At 73.3% G+C, this 15,810-nt stretch carries 19 protein-coding genes and 1 tRNA gene; 8 read left to right on the top strand and 12 right to left on the bottom strand.

Translation table 11 applies throughout. From position 1 onward, the window contains the following. Positions 1-12 precede the first annotated feature (12 nt). The gene (locus ACH5AO_RS22850; protein ID WP_398927421.1) at positions 13-504 is read right to left on the bottom strand and encodes a MarR family winged helix-turn-helix transcriptional regulator; all 492 of its coding nucleotides are present in this window, start codon (positions 502-504) and stop codon (positions 13-15) included. A gap of 264 nt (positions 505-768) precedes the next feature. Here ACH5AO_RS22850 and ACH5AO_RS22845 point away from each other — a divergent pair, with 264 nt between their 5' ends. Continuing rightward, positions 769-963, top strand: a complete 195-nt coding sequence (locus tag ACH5AO_RS22845) for a hypothetical protein (RefSeq protein WP_217128810.1) — start codon at positions 769-771, stop codon at positions 961-963. Between the two features lie 166 nt (positions 964-1,129). On the opposite strand, the gene ACH5AO_RS22840 is transcribed toward ACH5AO_RS22845, so the two are convergent. From ACH5AO_RS22840 to ACH5AO_RS22805, 8 genes are all read right to left on the bottom strand, one after another. Continuing rightward, positions 1,130-2,032 (bottom strand): RNA polymerase sigma factor SigF, encoded by a 903-nt coding sequence (locus ACH5AO_RS22840; RefSeq protein ID WP_398927419.1) that lies wholly within the window; start codon positions 2,030-2,032, stop codon positions 1,130-1,132. 247 nt (positions 2,033-2,279) lie between these two features. Beyond that, on the bottom strand, positions 2,280-3,203 hold the full coding sequence (locus ACH5AO_RS22835) for an RNA polymerase sigma factor SigF (protein ID WP_398927641.1): 924 nt from the start codon (positions 3,201-3,203) through the stop codon (positions 2,280-2,282). 177 nt (positions 3,204-3,380) lie between these two features. Then, a complete protein-coding gene (locus ACH5AO_RS22830; RefSeq protein WP_184818974.1) occupies positions 3,381-3,674 on the bottom strand; it encodes a Dabb family protein in 294 nt (97 codons plus the stop codon). Then, positions 3,674-3,844, bottom strand: coding sequence for a hypothetical protein (locus tag ACH5AO_RS22825; RefSeq protein WP_398927646.1), 171 nt, complete (start codon positions 3,842-3,844; stop codon positions 3,674-3,676). The genes ACH5AO_RS22830 and ACH5AO_RS22825 overlap by 1 nt, the downstream gene beginning before the upstream one ends. 96 nt (positions 3,845-3,940) lie before the next feature. After that, positions 3,941-4,025, bottom strand: a tRNA-Ser gene (locus ACH5AO_RS22820). A 45-nt stretch (positions 4,026-4,070) separates the two neighbouring features. Further along, positions 4,071-4,502 carry a tRNA adenosine(34) deaminase TadA gene (gene tadA / locus ACH5AO_RS22815; RefSeq protein ID WP_398927639.1) on the bottom strand — a complete coding sequence of 144 codons (432 nt, stop codon included), beginning with the start codon at positions 4,500-4,502 and terminating at the stop codon, positions 4,071-4,073. Between the two features lie 56 nt (positions 4,503-4,558). Beyond that, positions 4,559-5,104 carry a hypothetical protein gene (locus ACH5AO_RS22810; RefSeq protein WP_398927637.1) on the bottom strand — a complete coding sequence of 182 codons (546 nt, stop codon included), beginning with the start codon at positions 5,102-5,104 and terminating at the stop codon, positions 4,559-4,561. 490 nt (positions 5,105-5,594) lie between these two features. Next, positions 5,595-5,798, bottom strand: a complete 204-nt coding sequence (locus ACH5AO_RS22805; RefSeq protein WP_398927417.1) for a hypothetical protein — start codon at positions 5,796-5,798, stop codon at positions 5,595-5,597. Positions 5,799-5,935: 137 nt separating this feature from the next. Here ACH5AO_RS22805 and upp point away from each other — a divergent pair, with 137 nt between their 5' ends. Next, entirely contained in the window at positions 5,936-6,571 is a 636-nt protein-coding gene (gene upp / locus ACH5AO_RS22800; protein ID WP_398927415.1) for a uracil phosphoribosyltransferase, read from the top strand. Positions 6,572-6,664: 93 nt separating this feature from the next. Here the strand turns inward: upp and ACH5AO_RS22795 are convergent, their stop codons facing one another. From ACH5AO_RS22795 to ACH5AO_RS22785, 3 genes are all read right to left on the bottom strand, one after another. Next, complete coding sequence (locus ACH5AO_RS22795; RefSeq protein ID WP_398927635.1) at positions 6,665-7,276, bottom strand: LytR C-terminal domain-containing protein; 612 nt, start codon at positions 7,274-7,276, stop codon at positions 6,665-6,667. A 135-nt stretch (positions 7,277-7,411) separates the two neighbouring features. Continuing rightward, positions 7,412-7,708: a type II toxin-antitoxin system VapB family antitoxin gene (locus ACH5AO_RS22790; RefSeq protein WP_004943146.1), complete on the bottom strand. Its 297-nt coding sequence runs from the start codon at positions 7,706-7,708 to the stop codon at positions 7,412-7,414. A 198-nt stretch (positions 7,709-7,906) separates the two neighbouring features. Further along, the gene (locus tag ACH5AO_RS22785) at positions 7,907-8,629 is read right to left on the bottom strand and encodes a siderophore-interacting protein (RefSeq protein ID WP_398927412.1); all 723 of its coding nucleotides are present in this window, start codon (positions 8,627-8,629) and stop codon (positions 7,907-7,909) included. Between the two features lie 57 nt (positions 8,630-8,686). Between ACH5AO_RS22785 and ACH5AO_RS22780 the strand changes: the two genes are divergently transcribed. The 6 genes from ACH5AO_RS22780 (at position 8,687) to ACH5AO_RS22755 (ending at position 15,796) form a co-directional block, all read left to right on the top strand. Then, positions 8,687-11,248: a penicillin acylase family protein gene (locus tag ACH5AO_RS22780; RefSeq protein ID WP_398927410.1), complete on the top strand. Its 2,562-nt coding sequence runs from the start codon at positions 8,687-8,689 to the stop codon at positions 11,246-11,248. Next, positions 11,241-11,852, top strand: a complete 612-nt coding sequence (locus tag ACH5AO_RS22775; RefSeq protein ID WP_398927408.1) for a GNAT family N-acetyltransferase — start codon at positions 11,241-11,243, stop codon at positions 11,850-11,852. The genes ACH5AO_RS22780 and ACH5AO_RS22775 overlap by 8 nt, the downstream gene beginning before the upstream one ends. Further along, the gene (locus tag ACH5AO_RS22770) at positions 11,849-12,328 is read left to right on the top strand and encodes a cupin domain-containing protein (RefSeq protein ID WP_398927406.1); all 480 of its coding nucleotides are present in this window, start codon (positions 11,849-11,851) and stop codon (positions 12,326-12,328) included. Before ACH5AO_RS22775 ends, ACH5AO_RS22770 begins: the two co-directional genes overlap by 4 nt. Then, positions 12,325-13,092, top strand: coding sequence for an SDR family NAD(P)-dependent oxidoreductase (locus tag ACH5AO_RS22765; RefSeq protein WP_398927404.1), 768 nt, complete (start codon positions 12,325-12,327; stop codon positions 13,090-13,092). The genes ACH5AO_RS22770 and ACH5AO_RS22765 overlap by 4 nt, the downstream gene beginning before the upstream one ends. A gap of 187 nt (positions 13,093-13,279) precedes the next feature. Further along, positions 13,280-15,100, top strand: coding sequence for a copper resistance CopC/CopD family protein (locus ACH5AO_RS22760; RefSeq protein ID WP_398927401.1), 1,821 nt, complete (start codon positions 13,280-13,282; stop codon positions 15,098-15,100). 126 nt (positions 15,101-15,226) lie between these two features. Then, positions 15,227-15,796 (top strand): DM13 domain-containing protein, encoded by a 570-nt coding sequence (locus ACH5AO_RS22755; protein WP_398927633.1) that lies wholly within the window; start codon positions 15,227-15,229, stop codon positions 15,794-15,796. The last annotated feature ends 14 nt before the right edge of the window (positions 15,797-15,810 follow it).

Here is a 15,810-nt window from a genome sequence, read left to right as displayed (position 1 = left end):
GACTTCCTTCTCTTACGTGCTTGCGGGTGTACGGGTGGTCTGTTCGGGAACGGGAGGTGCCGGGCGGGGCGCCGCCCGGCAGTCGCCGAAGCTGTCCCTGAGCCGGGTCATCAGCTGGGTGAGCCGGCTGACCTCGTCGTCGGACCAGTCGTCCAGGCGCTCCGCGAGGAGCTGGGTGGACCGCCGGAACAGCTCGTCGAGCTGGGTCCGGCCAGCGGGGGTGAGGTGCAGGATGCGGGACCGTTTGTCGGCGGGGTCGGGGAAGCGTTCGATCCAGCCGCGCTCGGCCAGATGGGCGACGTGGCGGCTGGTGACCGACATGTCCACGGACAGCAGCTCGGCGAGCCTGCTCATGCGCATGTCGCCGTGGCGGCCGAGCAGCGCCAGCACGGCGGCGGAGCCGCTGGGGCAGCCGGTCGGCATGATCCGGTTCATCTCCCGCTTGACGGCGCCGAAGGCGCTGAACTGTCGGACCAGTTCCTCGTACTGCGCCTGCTCGGCCATGGCACCTCCCGTTTTGATTGCTTAGGGCAACGATACGAATGGATGGTTGCTGAAGGCAAATAAAAACGGGCCCTCCGGCTCAAAAACTTGGCAAAGGCAAGTGATCGCGAAAGTAAACCCGCAGGTCCGGGGGTGTCGGCACCGGCGAAACCGCCCGCCACCCCCTGCCGGGGCCACCCGTCACTCCTCACCGGCACCGCTCGCCGGCCCTTGCCGGCGCCCCCGCTTGGGCGCCTCACCGGGCATTCGCTAGGGTCTCGGGGCATGGCTAACACCCAGGGCCCGCAGGGCAACCACGACCCCGCCGGCAGCACCCAGATGTTCCGCGCGTTCGTCGACGAGGAACCCCAGGGCCGGCAGGCCGCCGCGACCGGCGGCGGTCCGCGGATCGGTCTGATCGTCGGTATCGTCGTCGCCGTGGCGGTCGTCGCCGCGGTGGCCTGGCTCGCGCTGAAGTAACTCACGCCGAAGCAGCTCGCGCCGGAGCGGCTCGTACCGAAACGGTTCGCGCCGGAGCGGCCGGAAACGCGGCGGCCGCCGTTGCGCCCGTGCTGGGCGCCCCGGCGGCCACGCATCCGTCTCCGCGTACGGAGCGCCCCGTCGGCGCCCCGCGCTGTGCCGTGCCTCAGTCCGAGATGAGGCCCTCCCGCAGCTGGGCGAGGGTCCGGGTGAGCAGCCGCGAGACGTGCATCTGGGAGATGCCGACCTCCTCGCCGATCTGCGACTGGGTCATGTTGGCGAAGAAGCGCAGCATGATGATCCGCCGCTCCCGGGGCGGCAGCTTGGCCAGCAGCGGCTTGAGCGACTCCCGGTACTCCACGCCCTCCAGCGCCGTGTCCTCGTAGCCGAGGCGGTCCGCGAGCGAGCCCTCACCGCCGTCGTCCTCGGGGGCGGGGGAGTCCAGCGAGGACGCCGTGTACGCGTTGCCGACCGCGAGGCCGTCGACGACGTCCTCCTCCGACACGCCCAGCACGGCGGCGAGTTCGGTGACCGTCGGGGAGCGGTCCAGCTTCTGGGAGAGCTCGTCGCTGGCCTTCGTCAGCGCCAGCCGCAGCTCCTGCAGCCGGCGCGGCACCCGCACCGACCACGACGTGTCGCGGAAGAACCGCTTGATCTCGCCGACCACCGTCGGCATCGCGAACGTCGGGAACTCCACGCCCCGTTCGCAGTCGAAGCGGTCGATCGCCTTGATCAGCCCGATGGTGCCGACCTGGACGATGTCCTCCATCGGCTCGTTGCGCGAGCGGAACCGCGCCGCCGCGTACCGCACCAGCGGCAGGTTGAGCTCGATCAGGGTGTCCCGGACGTAGGCGCGCTCCGGGCTGTCCTCGTCCAGTACGGCGAGCCGCAGGAACAGGGAGCGGGACAGGGTGCGGGTGTCGAGGGCCGTCGTGTCCGGGAGTTCCGGAGCGGGTACGGCCGCGAGGGCCGGTCCTTCGTCGATGGGACCGAGTGCGTCGAGAGCATGGGGAGCTGTCTCGCTCTCCGCGAGCGTGAGCACCTTCGAGCTGCCCTGTTCTGCGGACATGCCACCCCCTTTGGGTCGCGGGACGGTCGCGGCGGACGCTCCCCGGTCGAGGAACGCAGCCATCACCTGGAATACCGGCGCCGAGGCTCCGGCAAACGCACTTCCCGCAGAATGTCACATGTCGGCAACGCGCTGTAGTGACATGTCGACATCCGAGATGTGAATCAGCCCTGGAAACAAGGGGTCTGACAGCCTTTCGGGTCAGAGAACCGCAGAACAACCCTGTTGGGTGATTCGCTCTTCCCGGTTACGCCTCGATCCTGTTTGCGGATCGCAGCCGCTGGAAGCTACGCGCCAGTAGGCGGGACACGTGCATCTGCGAGACGCCGAGTTCCGCACTGATCTGCGACTGGGTGAGGTTGCTGTAGTAACGCAGCAGCAGGATGCGCTGCTCCCGCTCGGGCAGCTGGACGAGCAGGTGCCGGACGAGGTCGCGGTGCTCGACGCCGTCCAGGGCGGGATCCTCGTACCCCAGCCGGTCCAGCAGCCCGGGCATCCCGTCGCCCTCCTGCGCGGCCTCCAGCGAAGTGGCGTGGTACGACCGTCCGGCCTCGATGCAGGACAGCACCTCCTCCTCGCTGATGCGCAGCCGCTGGGCGATCTCGGCGGTCGACGGGGAGCGCCCGAAGGCGGTCGTCAGGTCCTCGGTCGCGCTGTTGACCTGCACCCACAGCTCGTGCAGTCGGCGCGGTACGTGGACGGTGCGGACGTTGTCCCGGAAGTACCGCTTGATCTCGCCGACCACCGTCGGCATCGCGAACGTCGGGAACTGCACGCCCCGGTCGGGGTCGAAGCGGTCGATGGCGTTGATCAGTCCGATGGTGCCGACCTGGACGACGTCCTCCATCGGCTCGTTGCGGGAGCGGAAGCGGGCGGCGGCGTAGCGCACCAGGGGCAGGTTGGCCTCGATGAGCGCGGCGCGCACGCGGGCGTGTTCCGGCATGCCCGGCTGCAGCTCCTTGAGCTGGGCGAAGAGCAGCTGTGTCAGGGCCCGGGTGTCGGCGCCGCGACGCCTGGCGGGGCTCACCGGCAGGTCGGCGGCCGCGGGCGGGTCGGCGACGGACGGGTCGGCCGCGGGCGGGTCGGTCACCGACCGGGCGGAGGCCGGGGCCTGGACCGCGTCGGGGGACACCTCGTCCTGGGGCGGCGCAGTACTGGCCGGCACGGTCAACGCCACCTCTTCATCGCTCACATCGTCCGTCGACTCATCCGTCAAAAGCGGTCATAGCATCACAAGACTGACTCATCGTGCGCAAGCACCTGATATCCCGTGTTGAGTGGCATACAAGGGTGCAAGGAACAGCAAAACCCCCCGCCGTCATGGCGGGGGGTTCCGAGTACCGGAGTGTCAGAACTCGTAGTCGGCGATCACCCACGTGGCGAACTCGCGCCACAGTCCGACACCCGCCTGGTGCTCCGGGTGCTCCACGTACCGGCGCAGCGCCTCCGCGTCCTCGAACGCCGAGTTGATGGCGAAGTCGTAGGCGATGGGGCGGTCGCTGATGTTCCAGGCGCACTCCCAGAAGCGGATCTCCGGGATCTTGCCGTCCAGCGAACGGAAGGCCTCCACGCCCTCCACGACCCTCGGGTCGTCGCGCTCGACGCCCTCGTTCAGCCTGAAGAGCACCAGGTGGCGGATCATCACTTTCCTCCGTTGGCCAGCCAGGTCATGAAGTCGCCGACGGCCTTCGCGGCGTCCGATATGCCCTCGAACCCTATCTGGACGTAGTCGGCCGCCTTGGCCGGGTCCGTGATGATCAGATACAGCACGAAGACCACAAGGACGTAGACAGCGATCTTTTTCGCGTTCACCGCCATCGCGGCCCCCCTGTCACTGGTGTCACATCAGCATCGAGCGGGCCCATGATCGCACGAAGGGCCCCGTCTGACGACGGGGCCCTTCACCAGCGGTAGCGGAGGGATTTGAACCCTCGGTGACTTGCGCCACACTCGCTTTCGAGGCGAGCTCCTTCGGCCGCTCGGACACGCTACCGAGGGAGACCCTACAGCAAGGTGGGGCGTGGTTTGAAATCGGTATTCACCGGTTCCGGAAGAACTCCGTGAGCAGCCGGGCGCAGTCGTCGGCGAGCACGCCCCCGATCACTTCGGGGCGGTGGTTGAGCCGCCGGTCGCGGACGAGGTCCCACAGGGAGCCGGCCGCGCCCGCCTTCTCGTCCCGGGCGCCGTAGACCACCCGGTCCACCCGTGACTGCTGGACCGCCCCCGCGCACATCGTGCACGGCTCCAGCGTCACCACCAGGGTGCAGCCGGACAGCCGCCACTCCCCGAGCCGCGCGGCGGCCCGCCGGACGGCGAGGACCTCCGCGTGGGCCGTGGGGTCGCCGGCGGCCTCGCGCTCGTTGTGGGCGGCGGCCAGCACGGTGGTGCCGTCCGGGGACAGTACGACCGCGCCGACGGGGACGTCCCCGCCCCGGACGGCCCGTCCCGCCTCGTCCAGGGCGAGCCGCATCGCGGGCCGCCAGGGATCGCGTACCGGATCCGGCGGTTCCGGTGTGTTCGGCACGGTCAGCGGACGGTCTCCAGGACCTCCGAGGCGCCCAGGGCCTCGGCGATCTCGGTGACGGCGTCCTCGGTCATCGCACGCAACTCCTTCTCGCTCACTCCCAGGTCCTCCAGGACCTGCGCGTCACCGACCGGCCCGTGCGGCACGGCTTCGGCGGAGCCGGCGGGCGCGGCGCCGTCGTCGGCGCCGGTGTCCTCGTCGTCCGTTTCACCGTCCTCCGTGCCGTCGAGGTCGAGGGCGTCCAGGTCGGCGCCTTCGTTGCCGGGTTCCCGGCCGAGCAGCTCGTCGGTGAGCAGGATCTCGCCGTAGCTGCTGCGGGAGGCGGCGGCGGCGTCGGAGACGTAGACCCGAGGATCCTCCTCGCCGTCCACGCGGACGACGCCGAACCAGCCGTCCTCCTGCTCGATCAGCACGAGCACCGTGTCCTCGTCGGGAGAGGCCTCCCGGGCGAGGTCGGCCAGATCCGACAGGGTTTCCACATCGTCGAGCTCCGTGTCGCTCGCTTCCCACCCGTCTTCGGTGCGCGCGAGCAGTGCGGCGAAGTACACCGTGACTCTCCCACTGGTCATAGGTGTGCCGGTTGGGGGTCCCCCCGGCGGAGGTGTTGCGGGCGGGGCGACGATGCTCCGAGCCCCACCCACTCGGAATCGTGGCAGAAACAAGGCCGTCAGGGGACGTCTTCGGCTCCCTGTGTCCGGCATTTTGATCGCAGTCCGCCGGCGCGCCCACGAAGGACTCACCAGCGCACTCCTTGTCGCCACGTGCGGATCGTACGCGGACTCACGGGCCTTCCCCGCACGGGCACTTCGGCAAACGCGTGCGCGTGGCGCGATCTTCCCGCGGCCGGGTGGGATTTTTCCGTGACCGGGCGGGGGCATTCCGTGGCCGGGTGGGTCCACTCGTGGCCGGGCGGGGGCTTTCCGCGGCTGGGTGGGGTCCACCCGCGCGGCCGGACGGAGGCTTTCCGCGGCCGGACGGGGTCTGTCTGCGGCCGGACGGAGTCTGTCCGCGGCCGGGTGGGGTCTTTCCCGGTGTCGCCTACCAGCGGAAGGTGCGCATGCGCATCGCGTGGCGCAGTCGGGCGGCCTTGGCGCGGCGCGGCCGGACCCGGTCGCGCAGTGCCCGGGCCTCGGCGAGTTCGCGCAGGAACCGGGCGCGGCGCCGCCGCCGCTCGGCCTCCGTCTCCGCGGGATCGGGTGCCCCGCGCGGTGACGGATCATCTCGGTCGTCCTGATCAGGCATCGGTTCACCACCCCAGTCCGTCCCTCCCACCTTCCCCCGGACGAGCGGTTTGACGCCAGCGAACGAGTGACGGGCGCACGGGGGGCTTGCCGCGTGCGGGGACGCCGGGCCGGTCGGGCCCGGTTAATGTTGACGCCATGCGTCTCCACGTCGTCGACCACCCCCTGGTCGCCCACAAGCTCACCACGCTGCGCGACCAGCGCACCGATTCCGCGACCTTCCGCCGTCTCGCCGACGAGCTGGTCACCCTGCTCGCCTACGAGGCCACGCGCGACGTGCGCACCGAACAGGTCGACATCCAGACGCCGGTCGAGCGGACCACGGGTGTCAAGCTCTCCCACCCGCGCCCGCTGGTGGTGCCGATCCTGCGGGCCGGTCTCGGCATGCTGGACGGCATGGTCCGGCTGCTGCCGACCGCCGAGGTGGGTTTCCTCGGCATGATCCGCAACGAGGAGACGCTGCAGGCCTCGACGTACGCCACCCGGATGCCGGAGGACCTCTCCGGGCGCCAGGTCTACGTCCTGGACCCGATGCTCGCCACCGGCGGCACGCTGGTCGCGGCGATCAAGGAGCTGATCGGGCGCGGCGCGGACGACGTGACCGCCGTGGTGCTGCTGGCCGCGCCCGAGGGCGTCGAGGTCATGGAGCGCGAGCTGGCCGGCACCCCGGTGACGGTGGTGACGGCGTCGGTCGACGAGCGGCTCAACGAGCACGGCTACATCGTGCCGGGCCTCGGCGACGCGGGGGACCGGATGTACGGGGCGGCGGAGTAGGACCCGCGGCCTCGCGGCCCGGCAGCCCCACGGCCCCGCAGCTCAAGGGCTGAGGGGTTCAGGGGCTCGAGGGGGCGGCGGTTCTTCTTCGTCTCAGCAGTTCTTCTTCGGGGCGGGCGCCGCCTTGGGCTCGGTCAGTGCGGCCAGGGCCCGGTCGGCGTCCGCCTTCTTCGTCAGGGACTCGAAGCCGTCGCCGATGATCAGGTCGACCTCGGCGCCCTTGCGGGCGGGGTCGGTGCGGCGTTCGGCGTCGGCGAGCTGGGCGCCGAGCACCGGCAGTGAGGTGTCGCCGGCGGTGGCGGGCCCGAGGAACACGCCGGTGCCCTTGACCTTCTTGTCGTACTCCTTGGTCGCGTTGCCGACCTCGCCGATCCTGAAGCCGCGCTTCTCCAGCTCGTCGGCGGTCTTCTGGGCGAGTCCGCCGCGGGTCGTGGCGTTGAGTACGTTGACCGTGATGGTCCCGGGCGCGGGCAGCGCCTTCGGCGCGGGCGTGCGGCTCACCGTGTCGGCGCAGGCCGCCTTGGTGCCGCTCGTGGAGGCGGCGGCGTCGTCGCCGGTGAACACGTCGATGAGCTGGAGCGTGCCCCAGCCGCCCACTCCGAGTACGGCTGCGGAGGCGACGGACAGGACGACGAGCCTGCCGCGCCGCCTGGGCCGGCGCATCCGCGGGTACCTGTCACCCGTGATCCGGTACTGGCCGCCCATGCCGGGTGGAGTGAGCATGCTCATGAGCGCAGCGTAGTGCGCTTGGACGACAATGCATACCGGATGATCATCCGACCGTGTGCAGGGCAACCCCAAAGGGTCAAACCGGGTCCCGGAGGGGACGCCCGCCGGGTGTCAGTCCAGTTCGAGGACGCGGGCGTGCAGCACCTGGCGCTGCTGGAGCGCGGCCCGCACCGCGCGGTGCAGTCCGTCCTCCAGGTACAGGTCGCCCTGCCACTTCACGACGTGCGCGAAGAGGTCGCCGTAGAAGGTCGAGTCCTCGGCGAGGAGCGTCTCGAGGTCGAGCTGCTGCTTGGTCGTCACGAGCTGATCGAGGCGGACCGGGCGCGGCGCGACGTCCGCCCACTGCCGGGTGCTTTCCCGGCCGTGGTCGGGGTACGGCCGGCCGTTTCCGATGCGCTTGAAGATCACACGGAAAGCCTACCGGCCAACGCGTTCCGGGCGCAGCCATGGCGACGCAGTGCGACGCCGGAAAAGACACCCGAATACGGGACGAAGCGGAATGGTGATCTGATGTGATGATCGGGAGATCGGGGTGCCGGCCGTCGCTTCCGAGGTGCTCGCCCGTTCTTCCGTCCTCACCGGGGAGGCCTCCGTCCGCGTCCCGGTTCAGCCCGCGCGCCAGTACCCCAGCGCGTGCACCCGCTGCTTGGGCACGCCCAGTTCCTTGCGCGCGAACGCCGACAGCGCGCGGGTGGTCGCGGTGTCGCAGGCGATCCACACGTACGGGTCGGTCTCGTCCTTCAGCAGGTCCGGCAGCTGGGACCGCACCTCGGTGACGAGGCGCGCGCCCGCGCCGCCGCGCGGCACGCGCCGTACGTCGTGCAGGCCCGGTTCGGCGCGCAGGGGCAGCCCGTCCGTGTCACCCTCCAGCCAGATCGTCGCCGGAGTGGTGCCGAACGAGCCGAGGAGGGAGTTGATCGCCGGCAGGGACGCCGGGTCGCCGACGGCGACGACGCGCGACGGTTCGGGGTCCGGCCGTTCGAAGCCCGTGCCCTGCACGGTCGCCTCGATGGTGTCGCCGGGCCTCGCCGCCCTGGCCCAGTCGCTGGCGCACCCCTCGTGCAGCGCGAACTCCAGGCCGAAGGTGCCGGCCGCCGGGTCCGGGTCGACCAGGGTGTACGCCCGCTGGTGCGGCTTGCCCGCGTCGGTGAACCACAGCCGCACCCACATCGTCGGGTGGACGCCCGTCGCCGCCAGCATCCCGCCGTCGGTGAGGCGCAGCCGCCGGTAGTCGGCGGTGACGTCCTCCGCGCCGGTCACGGTGAACGTGAAGTCCTTCGCGCGGAACAGTTTGAGGACCGCGCCCTCCCAACCCCGCCCCTGTCCCATCGCGCTTCACCCTTCGCGTACGATTTCGCCACGATTCACTTAGGAGAGCCTAACCTAATGGGGAATGAGGGCGTGGTGGGCGGCGAGATCTTCCGGGACCCCTGGGGCGTCCCCCATCTGCGCGCGGAGAGCGTGAACGGGCTCGCGTACGCCCAGGGCCGGGTCACCGCCCTCGACCGGGCCTGGCAGCTCGAGGTCGAACGGCACCGCGCGCAGGGCACCTCGGCCTCGTTCCTCGGCCCCGAGGCGCTCCCCTGGGACCGTTTCGCCCGCCGCGCCCGCCTGGCCGACACGGCCCGCCGCTGCTGGGCCGAACTGCGGCGGACGGACCCGGAGACGGCGGAGTGGGTACGGGCGTACGTGTCCGGCGTGAACGACGGCCTGGCATCCGCCGGGGGCCCGGACTCCGGCCTGTCCGCAGACGGCGGGGACCCGGCGTCCGGGGCCGACTCCGCGTCTGCTGCCCCTGCCGCTCCTGCTGGGAACGCGGGTTCCGGTTCGTCGGCCGTCGGTTCCGGATCCCGGGCCGGCGCGTCGGCCGACGGACTCGCCGTGGGCGCGGCCGGTTCGACGGACCACTCCGACGGGGCCCCGGCCGGGCAGACCGACGGCGGGGACCCGGCGTCCGGGGCCGCTCCCGAGTTCGCCCGCGCGGGCCTGCGCCCCGGCCGCTGGGAGCCCTGGACCCCGCTCGCGGTCTGGCTCTCCACCCACATCCTGTTCGCCGGCTTCCCCGCCAAGCTCTGGCGCACGCACATCACCGCCCGCCTCGGCGCGGACGCCGTCGGCCTGTTCGCCTCCGACGGCCCCGGCACCGCCGGCAGCAACGGCTGGCTGGTCGCCGGGGACCGCACGGTCACCGGGCACGCGCTCATCGCCGGGGACCCGCACCGCTTCATCGAGGACCCCGGCGTCTACCAGCAGATCCGCCTGTCCTGCCCGGAGTTCGACGTCGTCGGCATCGCCGTGCCCGGCGTCCCCGGCATCGCCCACTTCGGCCACACCGGCACGGTCGCCTGGGCCATCACCAACGCCATGGCCGACTACCAGGACCTCTACCGCGAGCGGCTGCGGCGCACCGGCGCCGGAGTGGAGGCGCTCGGCCCGGACGGGACGTGGCACCGTGCCGTCCGGCACACCGAGACCGTCGAGGTGGCGGGCGAGGAACCGGTCGAGGTCGAGATCGTCGAGACCGACCGCGGCCCCGTCGTCATCGGCGGCCCCGAGGGCCTCGACGACGGCGTGCCCGAGCCCGGCGAACCCCCGCTCGCCGTCGCCCTGCGCTACCCGCCCCGCGTCACCGGCGACCTCGGCTTCGGCGCCCTGCTGCCACTGCTGCGGGCCCGCCGGACCGCCGACGTGGACCGGGCCGTCGACCGGTGGGCCGAACCGGTCAACGTGGTCATGGCCGCCGACACCGAGGGCGGCACCCTGCACCGGGTGGCCGGCCGGGTCCCGGTCCGCTCCGAGGCCAACCGGACCCGCCTGGTGCCGGCGTGGGAACCGGGCCACGAGTGGCGGGGCTGGCACGAGCCACCGCGCGCCGGACTGACCGACGGTGTCGCGGTCATGGCGAACCAGCGCGGCCCGGCGGCCCCGCTGGGCGTCGAGTTCGCCCCGTCGCACCGCGCCGACCGCATCACCGCGCTGCTGGGGCGGCGGACCCGCTGGTCCGCCGCCGACATGTCCGCCCTCCACATGGACACCCACCTCGCCTCCGCCGCCCCCCTGCTGGAGCTCCTCGCCGCCCTCGACGACCCCGCCCCTGCCGCGGCCGACGGTCCGGGCGGCCCTGTCGCCGGGAGCGACGCCCCGGACGCGAGCGCCCCCGCCGCCGCGCTCGGCGACCCGGTGCCGAGTGATTCCCCCGCCGATCTGGGCGCTCCTGCCGGCCCGGGCGCTCCTGCCGGCCCGGACGCCCCCGCCAGCCCGGGCGCCCCCGCCGGCCCGCCCGGTGGCCCGGCCCCGAGTGGCCCCCTCTCCGCCCCCGCCGCCGCCCTGCGCGACCGTCTCCTCCGGTGGGACCGCCGGATGGACGCGGACAGCGCCGACGCGGCCGTCTTCGCGGCGGTGCGGAGTGCGGTCGTACGCCGGCTCGCCGCGCAGCCCGCCTTCGCCACGGCGGCCGCACCACCCCCGTACCCCGAGGTCTTCCGCCCCTGGCTCGCCCTCGTCCCGCGCGTCGGCCACGCCCTCGAACACCTCCTCTCCGCCGAGGAACTGTTCGGCGTCGACCGCCCGGCGGTGGTCCGCGCGGCCCTGGAGGAGGTGGCCGCCCGGCCGCCCGCCGGCACCTGGGGTGACACCCACCGCCTGGCCCCCTGGCGGGCGCTGCCGCCGACGACGCCGTACGACGAACCCGGCCTCTCCGGCGACCACGACTGCGTGCTGTGCACCTCCCCGGTGCCCGGCCTCACCGACCTCGCGGCGCGCGGCCCGGCCGCCCGCTACGTCTGGGACCTGGCCGACCGGGAGAACAGCCGCTGGGTGGTGCCGCTGGGCGCGTCCGGCGTCCCCGGCTCCCCCCACCACCGCGACCAGCAGCCCCTGTGGCTCGCCGGAGACCTGGCCCCGGTCATCACCGACTGGGCCCGGCTGAAGAAGGAGACCGATGTCTGACCCGTACGCCTCCCGCACGGCCGTCCACGAGCAGGAGGTCGACGGCTTCGGCACCGTACGCGTCCTGCCGCTGGACCCGGCCGCCGACGCGCCCCTCCTGCACCGCTGGGTGAGCGAGGAACGCGCCGTCTTCTGGGGCATGAACGGCCTCACCGTCCAGCGGGTCGCCGAGATCTACGCCCACCTGGACACCCTCGACACCCACCACGCGTACCTCGTCCTCAAGGACGGCGAACCCGCCGCGCTGCTCCAGACGTACGAACCGGAGGCCGACCGCGTGGGCGACTGTTATCCCGTCGAGCCCGGCGACATCGGCGTCCACCTGCTGCTCGCCCCCGCCGCCGGGACCGGCGGTCCGCGCCCCGGCTGGACCGCCGCCCTGACGGGCGTGCTGGCCGCGTACGTCCTGATCGGCCTCGGCCGCGAGCGCATCGTGGTCGACCCGGACGTGGCCAACGAGAAGGCCGTCGCCCGCTTCCTCCGGCAGGGTTTCACCGCCGGCCCCGCGGTCGTCCTCCCGGAGATCGACCTCCCGGACGTGTACCTGCCCGAGAAGAAGGCGCGACTCGCCTTCCTCACCCGCGAGGTAGCCTTCGGCGGGTGACCCCCGACGATCTCGTCGCCCACTACGGACTGGAGCCGATCCCCCGCGAGGGCGGCCGGTTCCGGCGGACCTGGGCCGGTCCCGCACGCCCCGACGGCCGCCCCGAGGGGACCGCCGTCGTCGTCCTGCTCACCGACGCCCCCGGCGACTTCTCCGCGATGCACCGCCTCCCCACCGACGAGATCTGGCACTTCCACCTCGGCGACCCGCTCGACCTGCTCCTCCTCGCCCCCGACGGCACCGCCCGCACCCCCGTGCTCGGCCCGGACGTCCTCGGCGGCCAGCACGTCCAGCTCACCGTCCCGGCCGGCACCTGGATGGGCGCGCGGGTGGCGGCCGGCGGCGCCTGGACGCTGTTCGGCTGCACGATGGCACCCGGCTTCACCTACGAGGGTTACGAGCACGGCGACGCGGCGGAGCTGACGGCGCGCTACCCGGACCGGGCGGCGCTCATCACGGAACTCTGCCGTCCATGAGCCGAGAAGGTCTGCTCGACGGCCAGGTCGCCCTGGTCACCGGCGCGGGCGGCGGCATCGGCCGGGGCATCGCATGGCGGTTCGCCGAGGAGGGCGCGGCCGTCGCGCTGCACTGCCGCACCTCGACGGCCTCCGCGCGGGAGACCGCCGACCGCATCCGCGCGGCGGGCGGCGAGGCCGTCGTCCTCCGCGCGGACCTCACCGACGAGGACGCCTGCCGCCGCGTGGTGGCCGAGGCGGCCGACCGGTTCGGCGGCCGGCTGACCGCGCTCGTCAACAACGCCGGCGTCCAGCCGGTCCGGGAACTCGCCGGAATGACGGCGGCCGAGTGGCGGACGGTCGTGGACACCAACCTCACCACCGTCTTCGCCTGCACCCAGGCGGCCGCGGAGCTGATGCGGGACACCGGAGGGACCATCACCCACATCGCCTCCGTCGAGGCCCGCCTCCCGGCGCCCGGCCACGCCCACTACACCGCCTCCAAGGCTGCGGTCGTCATGCACGCCCGCGCGGCGGCCCAGGAGTACGGGCCGTGGGGCGTGCGCGTCAACACCGTCTCGCCCGGCCTGATCGACCGGGAGGGCCTGGCCGACGCCTGGCCGGAGGGCGTACGCCGCTGGCGGCGGGCGTCCGCCGTGGGCCGGCTCGGCCGCCCGGAGGACGTCGGCGACGCCTGCGTGTTCCTCGCCTCCCGGCTCGCGTCCTGGGTGACGGGCCACGACCTGGTGGTGGACGGAGGGGTCTCGGCCCGGCCGACCTGGTGAGCCGGTGAGCGCGGGGGCCGCCCGCCCGGCCCGGTGAGCACACCGGGCCCGCCGTCCGTACGTAACCCCGGAGCCGGAACGGCCGGGAGGCGGGTACGACGTGGAGCGACGGCGGAACGGGGCGGCGGGCGATGACGGACGGGACGGAACCCCGGGTGGCCGCGGAACCCGGCGACTTCGAGGGCTGGTGCTGCTGGGCACCGTGCTGGTCCTGCTCCTCCTCGGCAGCGCGGCCCCGGCGAGCGCCCACGCCGCCCTCCGCGGCAGCGACCCCGGGGACGGAAGCGTCGTCAAGTCGGCGCCCCGCCACCTCACCCTGACCTTCACGGAGTCCGTCGGCCTGCTCGAGGACTCCTTCCGCGTCTACGGCCCCGACAACCGCCGGGTCCCCCTCGGCGAACCGCGGCACGCGGACGGCGCCTCCGACACCGCCCGCGCGGACCTGCCCGGCGGCCTGGCCGACGGCACGTACACGGTGGCCTGGCGGGTCGTCTCCGCCGACAGCCACCCGGTCTCCGGCGCCTTCACCTTCTCCGTCGGCGCGCCCTCGCCCACCGCACCGGCGGCGCCCGCGGACCACGCCGAGCACCCGGTCACCAAGAGCCTCTACGACACCGGCCGCTACCTCGCCTACATCGCCGCCGCGCTGCTCATCGGCACGGCGGCGTTCGCGGCGCTGTGCCGGCCGCCGGACCCGGCCCCGCTGCGGCTGCCGCTGCTCACCGGCTGGTGGACCCTGCTGACGGCCACGGCCGCCTTGCTCGTCCTGCGCGCCCCGTACGAGAACGGCACCTCACCGGCGACCGCCCTCGACCCCTCGGCGTTCACCGGCACCCTCACCGGCCGCCCGGGCCTCGCCCTGCTGACGCGCCTCGCCCTGCTGTCGGCGGCGGCGCTCCTCCTGCCGCTCGTCCGGCGCCGCTCCCCCCGGACCCGCCTGGCGGCCGGCGCGGTGTTCTCCCTAGCCCTGGCGCTGACCTGGGCGGCGGCCGAACACGCCTCCGTCGGCATCCTGGTCCCCCTCGCCATGACGTCGTCCGTGCTCCACCTGCTGGCGACGGCGTGCTGGCTCGGCGGCCTGACCGCCCTCCTCCTCACCCTCCACCGGGCGAAGACCCCGCCGTCGGCCGCCGTGGTCACGCGCTTCTCCCGCCTGGCCTTCACCTCGGTGACCGTCCTCGTCGTCACCGGCGTCCACCAGTCCTGGCGCGGCCTCGGCTCCTGGTCCGCCCTCACGGAGACGTCGTACGGCCGGACCCTGACGGTCAAGCTCGCCGTGACGGTCTTCCTGCTGCCGGCGGCGGCACTCTCCCGCCGCTGGACGACCCTCCTTGCGCGACCGGCGCAGGCACCGGCGGCGGTCCAGGAACGCGTACCGGAACTGGTGGGGGCGTCCGGACCCGCTCCGGCGCCGGGCCCGGTGACCCCACCGGCGGACGGACCGGATGTGGGGGACGGACCGGACGGGCGGAGCGAACCGGGCGACCAGGGCGGACCGGACGGGCCGGAGGACCGCCTCCGCCGCGCACTGCGCCGCTCCGTACTGGCCGAGGTCGTCGTGGCCGTGGTCGTCCTGCTGGTCACCACGGTGCTGACCGGCACCCTCCCCGCCCGCGCGGAGGCGGAGGCGGCCAGGGCGCCCGAGCCTCAGGTGGCCGGCCTCCCCGGGGCGGAGGCGTTCACGATCCCCTACGACGTGGGCACCTCCGGCGGACGGGGCACGGTGCAGCTCACGATGGACCCGGGCCGGGTGGGCGAGAACGGCCTCCAGGCGGTGGTCTTCGGCCCCCGGGGCGCCCTGGCCTTCGTCCCCGAACTCCGCCTCTCCTTCACCCTCGCGGCGAAGGACATCGGCCCCATCGACGCGAAGCTGACCGACCGGGGCGGCTACTGGGCCACCAACGACCTCAACCTCCCCCTCGAAGGCACCTGGACGATGAGGCTGACGATCAGGGTCTCCGAGGTGGACCAGGTGAGCGAGACCCGCCAGGTGGAGATCACCCGCTGAACACGCGGCAGGCCGGCGACGGGGCGTGACACGTAAGGATTCCGTCATCCGCCACGCCGTTCCGGACGGCCGGTCCGCCCCGTTGGATGGGAGCCGGGACAAGTGATCACCGGGAGGGCGGACGCCATGGGGCGGGTGCGGAGCGCGTTGTTCGGGCCGTGGGCGGCCGGAGTGCTGGTGGCGGTGGTCGCCGGGGTCGGCTTCGGGCTGTACTGGTTCCAGCCGTGGAAGCTGTGGCAGGACGAGACGGTGCGGGAGGCGCTGCCCGAGGCCACGGCGGCCGCCCCGGCACCGCCTGCCGCGGCACCGTCCGGGACGACGGCCACCCCGCCGCCGGCCGGACCGACGACCCTGGCGAGCGGCGAGCTGATCAGCCACGAGCACGCGACGTCCGGCACGGTGACGTTCGTACGGCTGGCCGACGGCCGCCACGTGGTGCGCCTGGAAGGGCTCGACACCAGCAACGGACCCGACCTGCACGTGTGGCTGACCGACGCGCCGGTGAAGGAGGGACGCGCCGGCTGGCGCGTCTTCGACGACGGCCGGTACGTCGACCTCGGCGAGCTCAAGGGCAACAAGGGCAGCCAGAACTACACCGTCCCCGAGGACGTCGACCCGTCCCGCTACACCAGCGTCACCATCTGGTGCGACCGCTTCGACGTCTCCTTCGGCGCGGCGGAACTCGCCCGCGCCTGAGGGGGGCACGGCGG

It is taken from the genome of Streptomyces sp. NPDC018964 (assembly GCF_044390325.1).
Classification (GTDB): Bacteria; Actinomycetota; Actinomycetes; order Streptomycetales; family Streptomycetaceae; genus Streptomyces.
The sequence above is the reverse complement of the archived record's forward strand: the minus strand, read 5'-3'. Positions and strand labels throughout refer to the sequence as shown.